Origin of the sequence: Halorubrum sp. JWXQ-INN 858 (genome assembly GCF_009806985.1) — an archaeon.
Taxonomy (GTDB): domain Archaea; phylum Halobacteriota; class Halobacteria; order Halobacteriales; family Haloferacaceae; genus Halorubrum.
Map to the genome: position 1 here is coordinate 37,838 of NZ_WUAX01000009.1, position 19,914 is coordinate 57,751.

Consider the following 19,914-nt stretch of genomic DNA (forward strand, 5'->3'; position numbering starts at 1 on the left):
GATCGTCCCCCGAGCCGGCGGCTCGGTTCGTCGGGATCTGAGCCCCTATCGTCGAGAACAGTCGTCAGCGTCGTGATCGGCGATGGAAGACGGAGGCGAGCGGGCGAAGGCGAAAGCGAGAGGGGGAGGACGGAAGCGAGAGGGGAAGGCGGAAGCGAGCGCTGTCGCTCGACGATCGAAACGAAACGGAGATCCGAGCGGGTTTCCCCGGCCCGCTCGGGTCGAGAGACGCGGGGACGCGTCCATTCCCCAGTTCCCCAGGGTGACGTCCGCCGACCGCCGACGGGTCCACCACTACATGCACGTCCGCACCCGGTGAACATAAACTTCCCGGGAGGTGTCATCCTCGGCACGCACGTCGACCGCTCCCGAGCCGCCGCCAAACGCAACGCCTGTAAGCCCGCGGGGAGAGGTGAGGGGTATGACCGTCTGTAGCGCGCCGGGGAAGGTGTACCTCTTCGGCGAACACGCCGTCGTGTACGGCGAGCCCGCGGTTCCGGCGGCGATCGAGCGCCGAGCCACGGTCAGTGCCGAACCGCGCGCGGACGACCACGTCCGCGTCGAGGCGACCGACCTCTCGCTGGACGGGTTCACCGTCGAGTACACGGGAGGAACCGGAGACCGGCCGGACGTCGACGTCCCGACGCCGCTGGTCGAGGCCGCGATGGGGTACGTCGATGCCGCGGTCAGACAGGCGCGGGCGGCCGCGGATCGCCCCGACGCCGGCTTCGACATCACCATCGAGAGCGAGATCCCGCTCGGCGCGGGGCTCGGGTCGTCGGCGGCTGTCGTCGTCGCGGGGATCGACGCCGCGACGCGTGCGCTCGGGGAACCGATCGACCGCCGCGAGCTCGCCGACCGCGCCTATCGGGCGGAGTTCGAGGTACAGGACGGCCAGGCGTCCAGGGCCGACACGTTCTGCTCCACGATGGGCGGGGCCGTGCGCGTGGAGGGGGACGACTGCGAGCCGATCGACGCCCCGAACCTCCCGTTCGTCGTCGGGTTCGACGGCGGGGCCGGCGACACCGGCGAGCTCGTCGCCGGCGTCCGAGCCTTAAAAGAGGAGTACCGCTTCGCCGCCGACACCGTTCGATCGATCGGCGACGTCGTCCGCGAAGGCGAGCGACTCCTCGCCGACGCGGTTCCCGGGGCCGATCCGCAGCGGGAGCTGCTCGAGGACCTCGGCGAACTGATGGACTTCAACCACGGGCTCCTCTCCGCGCTCGGCGTCTCGGCCCGGTCGCTCGACACGATGGTGTGGGCCGCACGCGACGCCGGCGCACACGGCGCGAAGCTCACGGGCGCCGGCGGCGGCGGGTGTGTCGTTGCGCTCGACCCGACCGACGAGACGGAGACGGCGCTCTCGTTCACTCAGGGCTGTGAGGACGCGTTCCGCGCGGAGCTGGCGACGGAGGGCGTGCGCGTGGAGGGGGCGTGATGGCGGGGGCGAACGCGAGCGACGGATCGTCGGCCGGTCCGGTCGTCGTGAAACTCGGCGGGAGCCTCATCACGGAGAAGGACCGTCCGGAGACGCTCGACGGCCCCGCGTTGGCGGCCGCCTGCGACGCGATCGCCGCCGCGCTCGCGGACGGCTCCGTCGGCGGGCTCGTCGTCGTCCACGGCGGCGGGAGCTTCGGACACCATCAGGCGAGCGAACACGGGATCTCGACCACGACGGGGACCCACGACGCCGGCGCGGTCATGGACGTCCACGGCGCGATGACGACGCTCAACCGGTTCGTCCTCTCCAGGCTCCACGATCGGGGCGTGCCGGCGGTCCCCGTCCATCCGCTCTCGGTATCCGCCCGCCGCGACGGCCCCGACGGCACGCTGTCGCTCCCAACGGGGTCGGCGGCGACCCTCCTGGCGGAGGGGTTCGTCCCGGTGCTTCACGGCGACGGCGTCGCGACGGCCGGCGAGGGCGTCACCGTCGTCTCCGGCGACGAGATCGTCGTCGAGCTCGCATCGGGACTGGACGCCGACCGGGTGGGCGTCTGTTCGACCGTCCCGGGCGTGCTCGACGAGGACGGCGAGGTGATCCCCTCGATCGACGCGTTCGAGGACGTCGCCGCGGTGTTGGGGGGGAGCGACGCGACGGACGTCTCCGGGGGGATGGCGGCGAAGGTCCGCGAACTCCTCGCGCTCGACGCGCCGGCGTCCGTGTTCGGTGCCGACGGGTTGGAACGGTTCCTCCGCGGTGAGGACCCCGGAACTCGGATCGGGTGACGTCGCCCCGCGTCAGGTCCCGGACTCTTCGGTCCCTGATCCTTCCGACTCACCTCTCTCCTTCTCCGGCTCTTCCGAGCTTCCTCCCTCCGCTCCCGACCCCTCCGACTCTTCGCTCACCGTCCCCGACCCTTCTCGATCGGAATTTACGGCCGGATCGGCCTCACGGATGACACAGACGTGTCCGCCGCCGCTCGTGTGGGTGAGCGCGAGCCGCTCGCGGACGGGAGTGCCGTCGACCCGTACGCCCGTCGCCTCACCGGTCCAGTGGCCGTCGTCGACGACCCGCGGCAGGATCCTGTCGGTGAACCGGTCGATCTCGTCTGACGGGTAGAGCCGGGACCAGTGTGTCCCGACGAGGTCGTTCGGTCGAAGCCCGTAGACGCCGGCGTACGCCGCGTTGGCGAACAGATAGACGCCCTCCTCGTCGAGGATCCCGATCGGCTCGCTCGCGGTCTCCAACGCCGCGAGGCTCCGGTCGACCTGTCGCTCGAGCCGATGCCGGTCCACCGCGTTGTGGACGCGGTTGACGAGCACCGCGTACTGGTCCGCGCCGCCACGCTTCTGGAGATAGTCGGTCACGCCCGCGGAGATGGCCTCGCTCGCGACCTCCTCGCTTCCTTTCCCCGTAAACAGGATAAACGGGAGGTTCGGGTCGGTACACGAGCGGCTCGGGTCGTCGTCACGGACGTCACGAAGGAACTCGATCCCGGTTCCGTCCGGCAGGTCGTGGTCGCTGACGATCGCGTCGAAGGACTCTCCCTCGAGTCGCCCCCGTGCCTCCGAGAGGGTCGAGGCGGAGACACAGTCGATCCCGGGCGCGAGCCGGGAGAGATACGTCGTCGTGAGGGCGGCGAACGCCTCGTCGTCCTCGACGTGGAGCAGCCGGATCCCCTCCGGGGAGCGCTCCGACCCCAACTGACCGTCCGAAGCGCTCTCCGACGACGGGCCGTCCGACGGATACGACGAGCCCGTCGTCGCTCCCGCCCCCGTCTCGGAAGCGCGTCGGTTCCCGTCACGCATCGAACCACCTGCGTCGGCGGTCGCGTCGCCGATCCGTCTCGCCGTGCTCGCGGTTCCAACGGGGCCCCCGCTGCCATCGATCGTACCCGGTCGATACGTGGACGACGGCGGCCATGTTCGGCAGCCAGTCGTCGACGTCCACGTAAAAACCCCCACGGTCGGGGACGGGACTCCTCGTCATCGCGATCGCGGGCCCCGCGTTTCCACCGTGGCTCGCGATCGGAGGGGTCCTGGGGGAGGGTTCCGGGTTTCCGCCGCGGTTCGGTGATGGAGATCCTTGGCCCGACGGGCGACCGCCGCGTACAGAACCCTTATTCGGATCACCGCACTCCGTTCGACTATGAACGAAGCCGACGTGCGGGACCTCCTCCGGGACGTTCACGACCCGGACCTCGGGGACGATATCGTGTCGCTCGGACTGGTGAACGACGTCGAACTCGACGGCGACACGGCGCGCGTCTCGCTCGCGCTCGGCGCGCCCTACGCGCCACACGAGACGGGGATCGCCGACGACGTCCGATCGGTCCTGGACGACGCGGGGCTGACGGCGGACCTGTCGGCGCGGATCCCCACGGACCTCTCGCCGGCCGATCAGGTGCTCCCCGGCGTGAAGAACGTCATCGCGGTCGCGTCCGGAAAGGGCGGCGTCGGGAAGTCGACGATGTCGGTGAACATCGCCGCCGGCCTGTCGGCGCTCGGCGCTCGCGTCGGGCTGTTCGACGCCGACGTGTACGGCCCGAACGTCCCGCGGATGGTCGCCGCCGAGGAGCGCCCCCGCACCGACGGCGAGTCGATCGTCCCGCCCGAGCGGTACGGGGTGAAGCTGATGAGCATGGACTTCCTCACCGGCGAGGACGACCCGGTGATCTGGCGCGGGCCGATGGTCCACAAGATCATCACCCAGCTCGTCGAGGACGTCGAGTGGGGCTCGCTCGATTACCTCGTGATGGACCTCCCGCCGGGCACCGGGGACACCCAACTCACCATCCTGCAGACCCTGCCGCTGACGGGGGCCGTGATCGTCACGACGCCCCAGGAGGTCGCGCTCGACGACGCGGTGAAGGGGTTGCGGATGTTCGGCAAACACGACACGAACGTGTTGGGGATCGCCGAGAACATGTCGGGGTTCAAGTGTCCGGACTGCGGCGGGTTCCACGAGATATTCGGCTCCGGCGGCGGCAAGGCGATGGCCGCCGAGCACGAGCTCCCCTTCCTCGGGGGCGTCCCGCTCGACCCCGCGGTTCGGACGGGGGGCGACGGCGGCGACCCGATCGTGTTGGGCGAGGGCGACACCGCGGACGCGTTCCGGGTCATCGTCGAGAACGTCGCGAACAACGCGGGCGTCGTCCGCCGACGCGGGGTGGGCGACGGACGATGACGGTCGGTGACGCCGGCGACGCGCTCGCGAACGCCGACGACGAAGCCGGAAGCGCGGACGGCGACGCGGCTGAGCAGGCGATCGACGCGGTCGAGCAGGCGGACGACGACGAGGTCCGCGAGTTCCTTCGCGGGGTCGCCGACGACGTCCGCGGGGAGACGTCCGAAAGCAAACAGCTCGCGGCGGTCGTGTACCGGGTGTCGGACCTGTACGACCCCGGCGAGGACACCTCCCCGGAGGAGATCTACCGCAACGTCAGACACATCATGCAGGTCAAAGAACGGGGTGGGCTGCGGCGGTAGTCGGTCACCTCCGGCTCACGATACGTCGGCGTCGACGGCGTGGGTAGGGCACCGACGGTGTGAGTGGGGCACCGATGGCGTGGCCACCATCGGGCGACGGTCGCCGTCGCGACGCGACGGGTTACACGCCGCCCCGCCCGCGGCGAGCGTAACGACTATCCCGAGTCCGGGCCAACGCGGCGTATGGACTGGCCACACGACCCCGACGGCGAGCAGGGGAGCGAGGGCAGACGGCAGTACGGCCACGCCGTGCTCGCGAAGAAGATAGACGAGGAGGAGGACTTCCCGCTCCGGTCGGCCGACTACGTCGAGCAGTTCGGCGATCACCCCGTTCGGATCGACTACGAGACGGTCGTCTCCGTCGCGGAGATCTTCGAGTACGTCGACCAAGCGGAGTTCGACGACTTCGTCGAGTTCCACCAGGAGCTCGGTCGCGCGATGCGCGAGGGCGGCTACTGGTTCTACGAGGGGGCCGACGCGTTCGTCGACGGATCGGCGTAATCGAGGGGTCGACCCTCCCACGAACGCGGCCCGTTCGGCGTTGCCGGCGGGCGATGCCGGCAGCCCGCGCCGACCCCCTCCCTTTTAAGTCGGACGGGGGGTAACCGACCGGGCATGGACCACGAGCGGATCGTCATTCTGGCACACGAGAAGTTCCCGGACGGCGCGAAGACCGCCCTCGGAGTGATGCGATACGGCGACCAGGAGGTTCGTGCGGTTCTCGACCGCGACACCGCCGGCGACCGCGTTCACGACCACGTCCCCGACGTCGACGACGCGCCGATCGCCGGCACGTTCGCCGACGCGTACGAGGCCGCCGACGGCGAGGTCGACGCCTTATATATCGGTATCGCCCCGATCGGCGGCGGGTTCGAGGAGTCGTGGCGCGACGACGTGCGGGACGCGATCGAGGCGGGCTGTGACGTCGTCAGCGGGCTGCACTACTTCCTGAACGAGGACGAGGACCTCGCGTCGCTCGCGGACGAACACGGCGTGACGCTCCGCGACGTCCGGGAGCCACACGACGACCTCACGGTCGCGACGGGGTCGTCCGGCGACGTCGACGCGGACGTCGTGCTCACCGTCGGGACCGACTGCTCCGTCGGGAAGATGACGGCGTCGCTCGAGATCGTCGACGCGGCGCGCGAGCGCGGGATCGACGCCGCGTTCGTCCCAACGGGACAGACCGGGATCATGATCGCGGGCTGGGGCAACCCCATCGACCGCGTCATCTCCGATTTCACCGCCGGCGCGGTCGAGGAAATGATCCTCGAGCTCGGCGACGAACACGACCTGCTCGTCGTCGAGGGGCAGGGCAGCATCGTCCACCCGGCCTACTCCGCGGTGACGTGCGGGATCCTCCACGGCGCGATGGCGGACGGGCTCGTCCTCTGTCACGCGGCGGGGCGCGACGCCATCAACGGCTACGAGTCGTTCCCGCTCCCGTCGCTGTCGGCGTACGTCGACCTCTACGAGGACCTGTCCGCACCGGTCCACGAGGCCGAGATCGTCGCCGGCGCGTTGAACACGAAGGACATCGCCGACGACGGCGCGGCCGCGGACACGGTCGCGGAGTACGGCGAGGCCGTCGGCGTCCCGGCGGCGGACCCCGTCCGCGACGGCGCGGGCGCGATCGCCGACGCGATCGCCGAGACGGTGATGAACCGATGAGCCTCGAGGCGTCCTTCGAGCGCGTGTCGCTCGATCTCGACCAGCCGTTCACGATCTCGCGAGGGACCCAGACCGCCGCCGAGAACCTGATCGTTCGGGTGACCGACGACGGGGGGATGACCGGGATCGGCGGCGCGGGGCCCGCCGCACACTACGGCGAAACGGCCGACACCGTCGCCGCCGTGCTCCCGGACCTCCTCGACGTCGTCGAGGAGGTCGGCGACCCGCACGCGCTGTACGAGATCGAGTCCCGAATGGAGTCGGTCGTCCACGACAACCCCGCCGCGCGCTGTGCGGTCTCCATCGCGGTTCACGACCTGGCCGCGAAACGCCTCGGCGTCCCGCTGTACCGGATGTGGGGGCTCGACGCGTCGGCGGTCCCGGACTCCTCGTACACCATCGGTCTCGACACGACCGAACGGGTCCACGAGAAGGCGGCGGCCGCGGCGGAGGCGGGCTACCCGATCCTGAAGATCAAGCTCGGAACGGACCGGGACCGCGAGCTCGTCGAGGCCGTTCGGGACGCCGCCCCCGACGCGACGCTCCGGATCGACGCCAACGAGGCGTGGACGCCCCGCGAGACCGTCGTCAACAGCGAGTGGCTCGCCGACTACGGCGTCGAGTTCATCGAGCAGCCGGTGCCCGCCGAGGACCCCGAGGGGCTCCGGTTCGCCTACGAGCGCTCGGCGCTCCCGATCGCGGCCGACGAGTCCTGCGTCACGCTCTCGGACATCCCCGCGATCGCCGACCGCTGTGACATCGCGAACCTGAAGCTGATGAAGACCGGCGGACTGCTCGAAGCCCGACGGATGATCGCGACCGCGCGCGCACACGGGCTGGAGGTGATGCTCGGCTGTATGATCGAGTCGAACGCGTCGATCGCGGCGGGCGCACAGCTGGCCCCGCTGCTCGATTACGCCGATCTCGACGGGTCGCTGTTGCTCGCGGACGACCCGTTCACCGGCGTCGACCTCTCGGGCGGGAGTATTCGGTTGGGCGACCAACAGCGGGGCGGGACCGGCGCCGAAGAATAGGACGGACCGCCTCGTAACGCCTTTTTAAGGGCCGATCGGATCGTTCGACCGTTCAACCGTTCGGTCAGTTCCGTCGTTCGTCGGCGTCCGCCTCCGCTTCCGACTCCTCGAGTTCCACGTCGGCGTCGACGTCCACATCGACGTCGTCCCCCACATCGATGTCGTCCTCGAGCTCCGCCTCGAGGTCCGCGCCGTCGATCTCCGTTTCGATCTCGTCGAGCTCGGCGTCGATCTCCGCGTCGGTCGACTCGGACCCCGTGTCCGCCGTCTCGGTCCCTTTGCCGAGCTCGCCTTTGAGCGTCTCCAGTTCCGCGTCGACCTCGCTGTCCGTCGAGAGCGAATCGAGCTCGCGGTCGATGTCGTCCTTGTCCGAGAGCGCGTCCTCGAACGCGCCGGAGTCCTGGAGCTCGTCCATCGCCTCCGCGCGCGCCTCCATCTCCTCGGTGCGCTCCTCGGCGCGCTCGATGGACCGGGAGACGTCCTCCATCTCGTCGCCGACGCCGGTCATCGCCTCGGAGACGCGCGAGGAAGCCTCCGCGGCCTCGTAGCGGGCCTTCATCGTCTCCTTTTTGGTGCGGAACTCCTCGATCCGCCCCTGGAGGGTGTTCTTCTTTTCGACGAGCTGCTCTTGGGTGTGGTTCAGATCGGCGATCTGGCCCTCAAGCTCCTCGATCTGCGCCATCTTCGACTTCTTCTTTTCGAGAGCCTTGCGCGCGAGGTCGTCGCGGTCCTGCTGGACTGCCTCGCGAGCCTGCCGGTTGTGCTTCTCGACGTTCTCCTCGAGCTTCCGTTTCTGGATCTCCAGCCGCTTCTTCTGGGTCGTGAGGTCGGCGATCCCCTGTTTGACGTCCTGGAGCTCGTCGCGCATCTGTTCGTACGAGTAGTCGAGCGTCTCCGTCGGGTCCTCCGCCCGATTGAGGAGGGCGTTCAGTTTCGAGCGGATGACGTAGGAGGCGCGAGAGAGGATTCCCATACGCGCCATACACGCCCCACCCGTTAAAACCTCATGCGGTTCGTCTACGACCCCCCACGCGGTCGACCACCGGGCGACCCGGACGAGGGCCCCTGTCCGAGGAGGGTGATCCGTCCAGAGGCGTGGTCGGCGGACGGTGGCGTCCCTGCGTGACGAGGATGCTGAGTGTTTACTATCGTGCAAGTAAACATAATCGACGTACGCGGAGGGGATTCGCTCTCGATGAGCGGAGAGAATTGACTACAACAGGTGTAGTAAGACAGTCAAAAGCTATTTGATGGGGTACACGTAACACAGTAACCGTAATGGTCGATACTGACCCACAAACCGGTTCCACGGAGAGCGACGTCTCCCGGCGGCGCTTCATGGCGGCCGCAGGGGCGACGGGGGCGGCGATGGGGATCGCCGGCTGTTCCGACGACGGCGGCGATGACGACGGAACGACGACGATCCGCCTCTCCGCGGACGCCGACTTCGAGGAGATCAGCGACGAGATCAACGACGCGCTACAGGCCGCGGGCCTCTCCGAGGACATCGACGTCGACGTCCTTCCGGGGGACTTCGAGACGGACTCCCGCCGCGAGGACTACCAGGCCGCGCTCGACGCGAACCGCGGCGACCCGGACATCTTCATGATGGACAGCGGGTGGACGATCCCGTTCATCCTGCGCGAGCAGCTCCTCAACATGGAAGCGGAGCTCTCCGACGACGTCGTCGACCGGGTCCGCAGCGAATACCTCGAGGCGTCGGTGTCGACCGCCGAGCACCCCGAAAGCGGCGACCTCTACGGCGTTCCGCTGTTCCCGGACTACCCCGTGATGCAGTACCGCAAGGACCTCGTCGAGGAGGCCGGCTACGACCCCGAGGGCGAGAACTGGGCGACGGAGCCGATGTCCTGGCAGGAGTGGTCCGAGATGGTCGCCGACGTCTGGGAGTACCACGGCGGCGAGGACGAGTACCGCTACGGCTTCACGACGCAGGCGGACGCCTACGAGGGGCTCGCCTGCTGTACGTTCAACGAAACGATGTCGTCGTTCGGCGGGGCGTACTTCGGCGGCCGCGAGAACCTGTTCACCCGCGGCGACCGACCGGTGACGGTCACCGAGGAGCCCGTCGTCGACACGATCCGGATGATGCGCGCGTTCATGTACGGTGACGACGACGAGGAAGCCCATCCCGACTTCCCACGGATCACCAACGACGACATCGTCCAGTACACCGAGGAGGACGCCCGGGAGCCGTTCACGAACGGCAACGCGATCTTCCACCGCAACTGGCCCTACTCGGTCGTCATCAACGGCGAGGACGACGCCTTCGGCGAGGACCTGGGTACGATGCCGCTCCCGTACGGCGTCGACCCGTCCGAGTCGCAGTACGACGGTCTCGGCGGCACCCAGCACGCGCTGGGCGGCTGGCACCTCACCGTCAACCCCAACTCCTCGAACGTCGAAGCGGCCGTCGAGGTCGTCGAAGCGTTCGTCGACGACGACGTGATGCTCACGCTGTTCGAGCTCAACGGAAACATCCCGCCGGTCCCGGAAGTCATGGAGAACGCCGACCCCGACGAGCTCGGCGCGATCGGCCGGTACCTCGACACGCTCACCGTCGCCGCGGACAACACGATCCCGCGGCCGGTGACCGACGTCTGGCCACAGCAGGCCGCGCAGGTGTACCAGGAGGTCCACGACGCGTACACCCAAGAGAAGACGCCGGACGAGGCGATGGCGGACCTCCAAGAACAGCTCGAGACGAGCGACCAGGACTGAGGTAGATGGCCACAGATAGCTCGAACGACGGTTCGAACGCCCTCCGGAGCCTCGTCTCCAGGCCCGTCAACCGGATGGAGACGTTGAGCGAGGCCGCCTACGCCTACCTCCTGTTGATCCCCGCGTTCATCCTGCTGGCGATCGTCGCGTTCTACCCGCTGATCGCCACGTTCCGGATGTCGCTGCTGGCCGACGAGACGGCCGGGGCGTCGCCGTTCGGCGAGTTCGTTGGCTTCCAGAACTACGTCGACGTGCTCACCGGCCAGACGCGGCTGACCCGCGAGTTCGTCGACGTCGGCCTCTCCGGCTCGTTCCCGTTCCTCGAACTCGGCACCCCGTTCCTGCGGCAGGCGCTTTTCGTCACCCTCGCGTTCGCGATCCTGAGCGTGCTCTTCGAGACCCTGATCGGGTTCGGCCAGGCGCTGGTCCTCGATCAGGACTTCCGGGGACGCCGCTGGGTTCGCGTCGCGATCATCCTCCCGTGGGCGATCCCGGTGGCGATCCAGGGGATGCTGTTTTACCTGATGTTCCAGCCGACGGTCGGGTTCGGTTCCGACCTGATGCAGACGATCGGGATCTTCGGCTCCTCGCCGCTGGCGAGCAGCCGTGACGGGTTCATCATCGTGCTCGTCGCCGACATCTGGAAGACGTCGGCGTTCATGGCCCTGCTCATCCTCGCCGGGCTCCAGAGCGTCGACCGGAGCCTGTACGACGTCGCGAAGGTGTCCGGCGCGTCGCCGTGGCAGCGGTTCAAGCTGATCACGCTGCCGATCGTGTTGCCGGCGCTGCTCGTCGCGATGCTGTTCCGGACGATGGACGCGATGCGCGTCTACGGGGTGATCGACTCCACGGTCGGCTGTACGACCGTTCCGTCGCTCACCTGTCTCGTCGTCGACGGGCTGTTCGGCGGCACCCGGATCTACGCGACGGCCGCGACCGTCGCGTTCATGACCGCGGTCGTCATCGGGCTGTTCGTCATCGTTTATCTGTGGCAGTTCCGTGAGTCGGAAGGAGGGTTCGCATAGATGAGCACGAACGAAACCGACGCTGCCGAGAACCTCAAGCAGTACGGCGACGAGGAGGAGCCGGAGCTGGATCGCGGGCCCGTCGAGCAGTGGGCCGCGAACGCGATCAAGAACCCGGACCGCGCGTACAAGGCGATGTTCTACACCGCGACGGTGTTCTTCCTCGTCACCACGCTGTTCCCGTTCTACTGGCTGTTGATGGTCGCGTTGACCAGCCGTGGGAACCTGCAGAACATCGTCTTCACGCCCGGGAGCTTCGATCCGACGCTCCTCGCTGAGGGCGACGTCTTCATGGGCACGAACCCGATGGCGTTCGTGGAGGTGTTCATGACGGTCCCGTTCCACCGATACATCTTCAACAGCTTCGCCATCGCCGCGGTGACGACGGTGATCGTCATCGTCGTCGCGAGCCTCGCGGGCTACGTGTTCGGCCGCCTGAAGTTCCGGTTCAAAGGGCCGCTCATGCTGCTCGTGTTGATCGTGTCGTTCTTCCCGCCGGCGGCGTTCTTCATCCCGTTGAACCAGCTGTTCAACACGCCGGTCGACGTGATGCGTCCCATCCTCGCGGACGGGACGCTGTACAACACGCCGTACGCGATGTTGATCCCGTTTTCGGCGCTGTTCATGCCGCTGTCCATCTTCATCCTCACGACGTTCTACGCGCAGATCCCCGACGGCTTGGAGGACGCCGCCCGCGTCGAGGGGACCACCCGCGTCGGCGCGCTGTTCCGCGTCATCGCCCCGCTGTCGGCACCGGGCGTTGCGACCGCGGGCGTGTTGACGTTCATCGCCGTCTACAACGAGTACTTCTTCTCCTCGTTGATGACGGACGGACGCGAGCACAACTGGGCCCCGCTGGTGGAGGGTATCCTCCGCTATCAGGGGCAACACGAGGTACTGTTCAACCTGATGGCGGCCGCGAGCATCGTCGGGGTTATCCCGGTCGCGCTGCTCGTCGTCGTCGCACAGGAGAAGATCGTGAGCGGCCTCACCTCGGGGGCGCTGAAGGAGTAACCATGGCCGACGTACAACTAGAACACATCACGAAGCGGTACGAAGACGTAACGGCGGTCGACGACATGAACCTGGAGATCGAGGACGGCGAGTTCGTTACGTTCGTCGGCCCCTCGGGGTGTGGCAAGTCGACCACGATGGAAACGATCGCGGGGCTGACGCTCCCCACGGAGGGAACGATCCGGATCGGCGACCGTGAGGTGACGAACCTCCCGCCGAAGGACCGGGGCGTGTCGATGGTGTTCCAGAACATCGCCCTGTTCCCGCATATGGACGTCTACGACAACATCTCCTTCGGGCTCCGCCTCCGGAAGTACGACCAGGCGGAGATCGACCGGCGCGTCGAGAACGCGGCGGAGGTCGTCCAGCTGGAGGGGATGATGGACCGGATGCCCGACGAGATGTCCGGCGGGCAGCGCCAGCGCGTCGCCATCGCCCGCGCCATCGTCCGGAACCCCGACGTGTTCTTGATGGACGAGCCGCTGGCGAACCTCGACGCGAAGCTGCGCGTCCACATGCGGACGGAGCTCCAGCGGCTCCACAAGCAGCTGGACACGACGATCATCTACGTCACGCACGACCAGGCGGAGGCGATGACGATGTCCGACCGGATCGCCGTGATCAACGCCGGTCAGCTCCAGCAGATCGATCCGCCGCTCGTCTGTTACAACGAGCCGGACAACCTGTTCGTCGCCGGCTTCATCGGGTCGCCGTCGATGAACTTCATCGAGGGTGAGGTCACCGAGTCGGGCTTTACGTCCGACCACGTCGACATCGACTTCGACGTCGGCGCACACGAGGCGGCCGTCGGCGAGGAGGTCACGCTCGGTGTCCGGCCGGAGGACGTGTACATCGCGGACTCCGACGCCACCATCGAGGACCGATCCGGCCGGTTCCCCGCCTATACGGACGTCATCGAGCCGATGGGCAACGAGATCTTCGTCTACCTCAAGCTGGACGAGGAGGGCGAGGTCCGGCTCGACGAACAGGCGGACGACCAGGTGTTGATGAGCGTCGACCCGGACATCGCCATCGACGAGGAGCACCGGATCGACGTCGTGTTCGACCGCTCGAAGCTCCACCTGTTCGAAACCGCCTCCGGCGAAGCGATCAGCCACGGCTTCGACTAGGGTCCCTCGACCGCCGTCGACGGGATCCGTCGTCGTGGGCCGGATTCACCGTCACGAACTGAGTTCGTCGTCACGGCGGATCCTGGATACCCGCGTTTCTCGGCGGTGAGAGCGGTGATCGTCCGTGGCAACGACGTGTTTTTGTGCGTTCGGCGTGCGATACCACCCGGAACGATGCCACGCGAACAGTACCAGACGAAACTGGAGAACCTGCGCGACGACGTCCTCTACATGAGCGAGCTCGTCGCCGAGCGGCTGCGGATGGGTCTCGACGCGCTCGAGCTGCGGGACGGCGAACTCGGCGAGAAAGTCATCACGGGCGACGCGGAGATCAACGAGCTGTACCTCGAACTCGAACGGGAGTGTACCGACCTGATCGCGTTACAGCAGCCGGTCGCGGGCGACCTCCGTTTCATCGCCGCCTCGTTCAAGATCATCACCGACCTCGAACGGATCGCCGACCTCGCCACGAACCTCGGCGCGTACGCCGGGCAGGCGGAGCGGGAGGTGTTCCCGGACGTCGACGTCCAACGGATCGGCGACGAGACGCTCCACATGCTGGAGACGGCGATGACCGCCTACGAGACGTCGAACCCGGACGTCTGTTATGACGTCGCTGACATGGACGACGACCTCGACGCGCTGTGTGAGAACGCCAGCGAGCTCGTCGTGCGCGACCTGATCGAGCGCGAACACCTCGACGAGAACGAAGCGGAGGTCGAGTCGACGATGCGGAACGTCTCGCGGCTCCTGTTGACGATCCGCGACCTCGAACGGGTCGGTGACCACACGGTCAACATCGCGGCGCGCGCGCTGTACATGATCGAGAACAACGACGAACTGCTCTTCTGATCGGTTGCGTTCCCGTCTCGCGATCAGGCGCTCGGGAGGGTGACCTCGTCGCCGTTGGCGTACACCGTCGGCTCGCGGAGGATGCCGTCGAGATGGAGCGGCGCGTCGGTCTCGCCGCCGATGCCGGCGTCGTCGCCGATCGCGATGTGGACCGTCCCGGCCGCCTTCTCGTCGAGCAGCACGGACCCGACGAGTTCCGTGACACCGACGTTGGTACCGATGCCGAGCTCGGCGAGGTTGTAGGCGGCGTCGCCGACCGTTTCGGCCGCGGCCTCGACGTCCGCGCGGATCTCGTCGTCGGAGATCGACGTGACGAGCCCGTCCTCGACCTCGAAGGTCAGCGTCTCACCGGCGTCGAGCAGGCCGTGGGGTCGCATCGTCCCGTCGACGACGTACGTCCCGGTCGCGGTTTCGGGCGCGACGAACACCTCCCCGGCCGGGAGGTTCGAGAAGACGCCGGGCTCGTGGACGATCCCCGTGTCCGAGAGCCACTCGCGGTCGCCGATCCCGAACGTGATGTCGGTTCCCTGTGGGGACGTGACGCGCACTTCGTCGGCGTCGCCGACCTGATCGAGGACCTCCTCACAGCGGTCCGCGATGGTGGCGTAGTCGGCGTCGAGCCCCGCCACGAACACGTCCTCCGTGATCCCGGGGAGCGTCGCGCCGCGAGCGCCCGCCGCACAGGCGCTTCCGCGGGCGCGGGTGTGGCTCAGGCTCGTCGTCGTGGGCGCGAGGAAGACGTCGCAGTCCGCCATCGCGGCCGCGACCGGCGCGGGCGGTTCGGTGCCGTGCTGCTCGCCGGGCGGGTACCGAACGATCGACGGGTCGTCGGTGACGGCGGCGGCGGCCTCGTACAGCGCCTCGCCGATGCGCCGTCGTTCGTCGTCCGTGACGACCAGTACCGTCTCGTGGGGGCCCACGGCGAGACACTGCTCGATGGCGGTCCGCGCCGCGGTCGCGATCTCGTCGGTCATACACGCCCGTCGATCGCCCCGGGCGTTAGTCCTTGTCATCACCGTCGATGCGCCCAAAAGTACACCGTTACGAAAGACAGTTACACCGCGACTGGTGGCGAATTAACCGATCCGTTACTCGCGACGTAGTTAATTCCCCATTGATTTACTCGAAAGTATTATTGCGTTCGGCCGGGGACCTACGGGCATGACACGCGTGGGCGTGAACGGGTACGGAACGATCGGGAAACGGGTCGCTGACGCCGTCGCGGCCCAGCCCGACATGGAGGTCGTCGGCGTCACCAAGACGCGACCGAACTTCGAGGCGGACACGGCTCGTCGCCGTGGCTACGACCTCTACGCCGCGATCCCTGAACGGGAGGACGCCTTCGCGGCGGCCGGCGTCGAGGTCGCCGGGACGCTCCCCGACCTGCTCGATGCGGTCGAGGTCGTCGTCGACTGCTGTCCCTCCGGCGTCGGCGCGAAGAACCGCGAGCTGTACCGCGCACACGACGTTCCCGCCGTCTTCCAGGGCGGGGAGGGCGCCGAGGTCGCCGACGTCTCGTTCAACTCGCGGGCGAACTTCGAGGCGGCGCGCGACGCCGAGTTCGTTCGCGTCGTCTCCTGTAACACGACCGGGATCTCGCGGATCGTCGCCCCGATCCAGGAGGCGTACGGCATCGAGAAGGTGCGCGCGACGCTCGTGCGCCGCGGCGGCGACCCGGCCCAGTCGGACAGGGGGCCGATCAACGACGTGCTTCCCGACCCGGTCGCCGTCCCTTCCCACCACGGGCCCGACGTGAACACGATCTTCCCGGACTTGGCGATCGACACCCTCGGGCTGACGGTGCCCGCCACCCAGATGCACACGCACAGCCTCAACGTCACGCTGGAGTCGGAGCCGACCCCCGAGGAGGTGCGCGAGCTGCTCGCGGCGGAGGGACGCACGTTCCTCATTCCCGAACACGCCGACATCGACGGCGCGGGCAAACTCAAGGAGTTCGCGATGGACGTCGGCCGCCCCCGCGGCGACCTCTGGGAGAACTGCATCTGGGAGAAGTCGATCAACGTCGTCGGCCGCGACCTCTACCTGTTCCAGAACGTTCACCAGGAGGCCGACGTCGTCCCCGAGAACGTCGACGCCATCCGGGCGATGTGTACGGACCGCTCGGCGGACGACTCCGTCGCGATGACGAACGAGACGCTCGGGATCGGGTTCGACTACCCGGACACGCCCGTCGACGGGGACTGGGAGCCGATGACCGCGGACGACTGAGCCGGTTCCCGGCCGCCATCGCCCGCATCCGTCACCAACACACGCCCCGCATCCGTCACCAACACACGCCCCGCATCCGTCACCAACACACGCCCCGCATTCACCACCGCCCCCCGTCCGCTCCCGCAACCTCTTTGCGCCCCCTGGTCGAACCCCCGTCCATGAGCTACGGATCCCTCGACGACGACGCGGTCGAGAGCTATCGCGAGGCCGGCGCGGTCCTCGTGGAGGCGATGAACGAGGCGCGGGAGATGGTCGAGCCGGGACGCACCCACCTCGAGGTCGCGGAGTGGGCGGAGGACTTCATCCGCGAGTCGGGGGCCGGGATCGCGTTCCCCGTCAACGTCAGCGTCGACGAGGAGGCCTCGCACGCGACGCCGGGCCGCGACGACGACACCGAGTTCGGCGAGGAGATGGTCTGTCTCGACATCGGCGTCCACGTCGACGGCTACATCGCCGACGCGGCGGTGACCGTCGACCACACCGGAACCGACGACCTCGTCGAGGCGGCCGAAACGGCGCTTTCGGCCGCGGTCGACGAGGCGGGCCCGGGCGTCGAGGTCGGCGTCGTCGGGCAGGCGATCGAGGAGACGATCCGCGGGTACGGCTACACGCCCGTGTTGAACCTCTCGGGACACGGCGTCGAGCGCTACGACGCCCACACCGGCCCGAGCGTCCCGAACCGCGGCGTCGACCGCTCGGTCGAGCTCCAGCCCGGGCAGGTGGTCGCCATCGAGCCGTTCGCGACGGACGGCCGCGGCAAGGTCGGCGAGGGGACCGACGAGGAGATCTACGAGCTCCAACACGAGCGCAGCGTTCGCGACCGGCGCGCGCGCCAGACGCTCGAACGGATCGCGGAGTTCGACGGCCTCCCGTTCGCCGCGCGGTGGCTGGAGGGAGACGGCGTCGACATGGCGCTCCGACGGCTCAAACGTCAGAACGTCGTGAAGGGCTACCCGGTGTTGAAGGAATCCGACGACGCGCTCGTGAGCCAGGCCGAACACACGATGCTGATCACGGAGGACGGCGTCGAGGTGACGACGGCGGGCATCCACGGCTTCGACTGACCCCGTCCGGGTGCGAACAGCGCGGCCCCCGGCGTCGAACGGTGATACGCGATCTCCCGGCAGTTCGACGTTGTTTATAAGACGCGTGCGGAAGGCCGTTCCAGGATTTATAAGACGTGTGCGGATGGCCGTCCAGGGTTTATAAACGATCCGTGGAACGGCTCCGGCGCTCGCTCGTCGTTGACCGGTCGCCGTCGTGTCGCGGTGTCGTCGTCGGATCGTCGTCGGACCGCCGCCATTGAAAGGCGCACGCACCGATCCGCTCGGTATGGAGCAGATCTACGCCCCGTGGCGGATCGACTGGGTCGAGCGCGACGAGGACCCGATCGACGGCTGTCCGTTCTGTGTGCTCCCCGAACGCTCGAACGCGCGCGAGGCACACGTCGTCGCGCGCAGCGACCACAACTACGTCCTGTTGAACAACGCCCCGTACAACCCCGGCCACGTCATGGTGATCCCGGACGCCCACGTCGACGACTGGACCGCGCTCGACGACGAGACGGTCCTCGATCACGGCCGGCTGAAGGCGGCGGCGATCGAGGCGAGCCGTCGGAACGCCGATCCCGAGGGCTTCAACACGGGGCTCAACCTCGGCGGCGGGGCCGCGGGAGGGTCCGTCGACCACCTCCACACACACGTGGTCCCCCGCTGGCACGGCGACACGAGCTTCATGCCGGTCGTCAGCGACACGAAGGTGATCGTCGAGGGGCTCGACCGGACCTACGAGCACCTCCACGCCGGCTTCGCCGCCGGCGACGACGTGGTCGACGAGGGAGACCTCGACGCCGGCGACCCCGTCCGGTTGTCGTTCGATCCGCGATAAGTGCGCGACTGACCCGCGATAAGCGCGCGACCGACCCGCGATACACACGCGATCGACCACGCGATACGCGTGCGACCGATCCACGGAGGGTGGGAGAGGGGACGCCGCCTACGCGGTCGGGTCGGGGAGCGACAGGCGGAGCCCGTCGCGTGCCACCGTGACGTCGCCCTCGAACCCCGCTGCCCTGACGCTGCGCTCCATTTCGGCCTCCCGGCCGCCCGTGTGCGGATACAGGTGCGAGAGGACGAGCATCCCCACGTCCGTCCCTGCGAGCACCTCGCCGAGCGACGTCGGCGTCGGGTGATTGGAGACGTCGATGCCGTCCGGGAACGAACAGTCGTGAACGAGCACGTCGCTGCCGGCGGCGAACCGCGCCAGCCCGCCGAACGCCTCCGTGTCGCCCGACAGCGTGAGCGGTCCGTCGGCGGGGTCGACCGACCGCTCCGGGGCGGAGAACCGATAGGCGAACCCCGGCATCGAGTGGCGCGTTTCGCGGGCGACGACCCCGAACCCCGCAACCGAGAAGGGCTGGCTCGCGCCCACCTCGCGGACGGAGAGGTCGACGCGCCCGTCGAGGTAGTCGTGGACGCCGAGGAGCCCGTCGACGAGCGACTTCGTCCCCGACGGGCCGACCACTTCGAGGTGTTCCTCGCCGGCGAGCCAGCGGGCCTTCAACAGCGGGAGGAGGTCCGCGACGTGGTCGAGGTGGTGGTGTGTCAGGAGGACCGTCGAGACGCCCTCGTAGCCGACGTCGGTGCCTGAGAGTCGGTTGAGGACCCCGCTCCCGCAGTCGACGAGGAGGGCGCGATCGTCGGCGGTGAGGAGGGATCCGGCCTGCACGCGGTCCGGGACCGGCATCGCGCTCCCCGATCCGAGCACGGTGAGTTCCATACCTCCCGATCGGTCGGCGGGGACAAGTAGCTGGTCCACCGGCTGACAGGCTCGGCGTCGGCGACGTTGCCGGTGGTTACTTTATCAGGAACACCGGGACGGACGCGTCGTCGGCGACGCGGTCGGAGACGCTTCCGAGGGACCGGATCCGCTCGCGCGGCGACTTGCCCTCCGGGCTCATCACGATCACGTCGACGTCCGACTCGTCGGCGTACGCGACGATCTCCTTGTCCGGGGTGCCGTGAAGGACGTGGGTTTCGACGTCGAGGCCGGCCGACTCGGCCCGCTCGGCGACCGCGGCGACGGCGTCTTCCCCCTGCGATTCGAGGTCGGCGACGACGTCGTCGTGGAGGTCACCCGAGTTCGCCGTGGCGATGCGGCGGTCGACGACGTATACGGCGTGGATCCGCGCATCGTGATCGCTCGCCAGTCGGATCGCGTGGTCGAGGGCTCGGTCTACCGCGTCGCTCCCGTCGGTCGGCACGAGCACGTCGTCGTACATACCCGGCG

General features: G+C 68.3%; 21 protein-coding genes. 15 read left to right on the forward strand and 6 right to left on the reverse strand.

The annotated features are described in order from the left end of the window. The first annotated feature begins 421 nt into the window (after positions 1 to 421). Positions 422 to 1,438 (forward strand): mevalonate kinase, encoded by a 1,017-nt coding sequence (gene mvk, locus GRS48_RS07385; protein WP_159485095.1) that lies wholly within the window; start codon positions 422 to 424, stop codon positions 1,436 to 1,438. Next, positions 1,438 to 2,226, forward strand: coding sequence for an isopentenyl phosphate kinase (locus GRS48_RS07390; protein WP_159485097.1), 789 nt, complete (start codon positions 1,438 to 1,440; stop codon positions 2,224 to 2,226). Before mvk ends, GRS48_RS07390 begins: the two co-directional genes overlap by 1 nt. Before the next feature lie 12 nt (positions 2,227 to 2,238). On the opposite strand, the gene GRS48_RS07395 is transcribed toward GRS48_RS07390, so the two are convergent. Both GRS48_RS07395 and GRS48_RS07400 read right to left on the reverse strand, forming a co-directional pair. Beyond that, complete coding sequence (locus GRS48_RS07395; protein ID WP_159485099.1) at positions 2,239 to 3,249, reverse strand: response regulator; 1,011 nt, start codon at positions 3,247 to 3,249, stop codon at positions 2,239 to 2,241. After that, positions 3,242 to 3,391: a hypothetical protein gene (locus tag GRS48_RS07400; protein ID WP_159485103.1), complete on the reverse strand. Its 150-nt coding sequence runs from the start codon at positions 3,389 to 3,391 to the stop codon at positions 3,242 to 3,244. The genes GRS48_RS07395 and GRS48_RS07400 overlap by 8 nt, the downstream gene beginning before the upstream one ends. A 198-nt stretch (positions 3,392 to 3,589) precedes the next feature. Here GRS48_RS07400 and GRS48_RS07405 point away from each other — a divergent pair, with 198 nt between their 5' ends. The 5 genes from GRS48_RS07405 (at position 3,590) to GRS48_RS07425 (ending at position 7,634) form a co-directional block, all read left to right on the forward strand. After that, complete coding sequence (locus tag GRS48_RS07405) at positions 3,590 to 4,627, forward strand: Mrp/NBP35 family ATP-binding protein (protein ID WP_159485105.1); 1,038 nt, start codon at positions 3,590 to 3,592, stop codon at positions 4,625 to 4,627. After that, positions 4,624 to 4,929 (forward strand): hypothetical protein, encoded by a 306-nt coding sequence (locus GRS48_RS07410; RefSeq protein WP_159485109.1) that lies wholly within the window; start codon positions 4,624 to 4,626, stop codon positions 4,927 to 4,929. Before GRS48_RS07405 ends, GRS48_RS07410 begins: the two co-directional genes overlap by 4 nt. Before the next feature lie 183 nt (positions 4,930 to 5,112). Beyond that, complete coding sequence (locus GRS48_RS07415) at positions 5,113 to 5,430, forward strand: DUF5785 family protein (RefSeq protein ID WP_159485111.1); 318 nt, start codon at positions 5,113 to 5,115, stop codon at positions 5,428 to 5,430. Positions 5,431 to 5,544: 114 nt separating this feature from the next. Beyond that, positions 5,545 to 6,600, forward strand: coding sequence for a DUF1611 domain-containing protein (locus GRS48_RS07420; protein WP_159485113.1), 1,056 nt, complete (start codon positions 5,545 to 5,547; stop codon positions 6,598 to 6,600). Then, positions 6,597 to 7,634: a dipeptide epimerase gene (locus GRS48_RS07425; protein WP_159485115.1), complete on the forward strand. Its 1,038-nt coding sequence runs from the start codon at positions 6,597 to 6,599 to the stop codon at positions 7,632 to 7,634. Before GRS48_RS07420 ends, GRS48_RS07425 begins: the two co-directional genes overlap by 4 nt. 64 nt (positions 7,635 to 7,698) lie before the next feature. Here the strand turns inward: GRS48_RS07425 and GRS48_RS07430 are convergent, their stop codons facing one another. Further along, positions 7,699 to 8,607 carry a PspA/IM30 family protein gene (locus GRS48_RS07430; protein WP_159485117.1) on the reverse strand — a complete coding sequence of 303 codons (909 nt, stop codon included), beginning with the start codon at positions 8,605 to 8,607 and terminating at the stop codon, positions 7,699 to 7,701. A 305-nt stretch (positions 8,608 to 8,912) separates the two neighbouring features. Here GRS48_RS07430 and GRS48_RS07435 point away from each other — a divergent pair, with 305 nt between their 5' ends. From GRS48_RS07435 to phoU, 5 genes are all read left to right on the forward strand, one after another. Continuing rightward, entirely contained in the window at positions 8,913 to 10,373 is a 1,461-nt protein-coding gene (locus tag GRS48_RS07435; protein WP_159485119.1) for an extracellular solute-binding protein, read from the forward strand. Positions 10,374 to 10,378: 5 nt separating this feature from the next. Continuing rightward, the gene (locus tag GRS48_RS07440; RefSeq protein WP_159485121.1) at positions 10,379 to 11,398 is read left to right on the forward strand and encodes a carbohydrate ABC transporter permease; all 1,020 of its coding nucleotides are present in this window, start codon (positions 10,379 to 10,381) and stop codon (positions 11,396 to 11,398) included. Then, complete coding sequence (locus tag GRS48_RS07445; RefSeq protein WP_159485123.1) at positions 11,399 to 12,412, forward strand: carbohydrate ABC transporter permease; 1,014 nt, start codon at positions 11,399 to 11,401, stop codon at positions 12,410 to 12,412. 2 nt (positions 12,413 to 12,414) lie between these two features. After that, positions 12,415 to 13,542 carry an ABC transporter ATP-binding protein gene (locus GRS48_RS07450; RefSeq protein WP_159485125.1) on the forward strand — a complete coding sequence of 376 codons (1,128 nt, stop codon included), beginning with the start codon at positions 12,415 to 12,417 and terminating at the stop codon, positions 13,540 to 13,542. Between the two features lie 174 nt (positions 13,543 to 13,716). Continuing rightward, positions 13,717 to 14,394: a phosphate signaling complex protein PhoU gene (phoU, locus tag GRS48_RS07455; protein ID WP_159485127.1), complete on the forward strand. Its 678-nt coding sequence runs from the start codon at positions 13,717 to 13,719 to the stop codon at positions 14,392 to 14,394. Positions 14,395 to 14,417: 23 nt separating this feature from the next. On the opposite strand, the gene GRS48_RS07460 is transcribed toward phoU, so the two are convergent. Then, positions 14,418 to 15,368, reverse strand: coding sequence for an aminopeptidase (locus tag GRS48_RS07460; protein WP_159485129.1), 951 nt, complete (start codon positions 15,366 to 15,368; stop codon positions 14,418 to 14,420). Between the two features lie 187 nt (positions 15,369 to 15,555). Here GRS48_RS07460 and GRS48_RS07465 point away from each other — a divergent pair, with 187 nt between their 5' ends. From GRS48_RS07465 to GRS48_RS07475, 3 genes are all read left to right on the forward strand, one after another. After that, a complete protein-coding gene (locus GRS48_RS07465) occupies positions 15,556 to 16,623 on the forward strand; it encodes a type II glyceraldehyde-3-phosphate dehydrogenase (RefSeq protein ID WP_159485131.1) in 1,068 nt (355 codons plus the stop codon). 161 nt (positions 16,624 to 16,784) lie between these two features. Further along, positions 16,785 to 17,690 (forward strand): type II methionyl aminopeptidase, encoded by a 906-nt coding sequence (map, locus tag GRS48_RS07470; RefSeq protein ID WP_159485133.1) that lies wholly within the window; start codon positions 16,785 to 16,787, stop codon positions 17,688 to 17,690. Between the two features lie 268 nt (positions 17,691 to 17,958). Next, positions 17,959 to 18,513 carry an HIT family protein gene (locus GRS48_RS07475; RefSeq protein ID WP_159485135.1) on the forward strand — a complete coding sequence of 185 codons (555 nt, stop codon included), beginning with the start codon at positions 17,959 to 17,961 and terminating at the stop codon, positions 18,511 to 18,513. Between the two features lie 108 nt (positions 18,514 to 18,621). Here GRS48_RS07475 and GRS48_RS07480 read toward each other — a convergent pair whose 3' ends face one another. After that, complete coding sequence (locus tag GRS48_RS07480) at positions 18,622 to 19,404, reverse strand: MBL fold metallo-hydrolase (protein ID WP_159485137.1); 783 nt, start codon at positions 19,402 to 19,404, stop codon at positions 18,622 to 18,624. Positions 19,405 to 19,480: 76 nt separating this feature from the next. After that, positions 19,481 to 19,906: a universal stress protein gene (locus tag GRS48_RS07485; RefSeq protein WP_159485139.1), complete on the reverse strand. Its 426-nt coding sequence runs from the start codon at positions 19,904 to 19,906 to the stop codon at positions 19,481 to 19,483. Between the last annotated feature and the right edge of the window lie 8 nt (positions 19,907 to 19,914).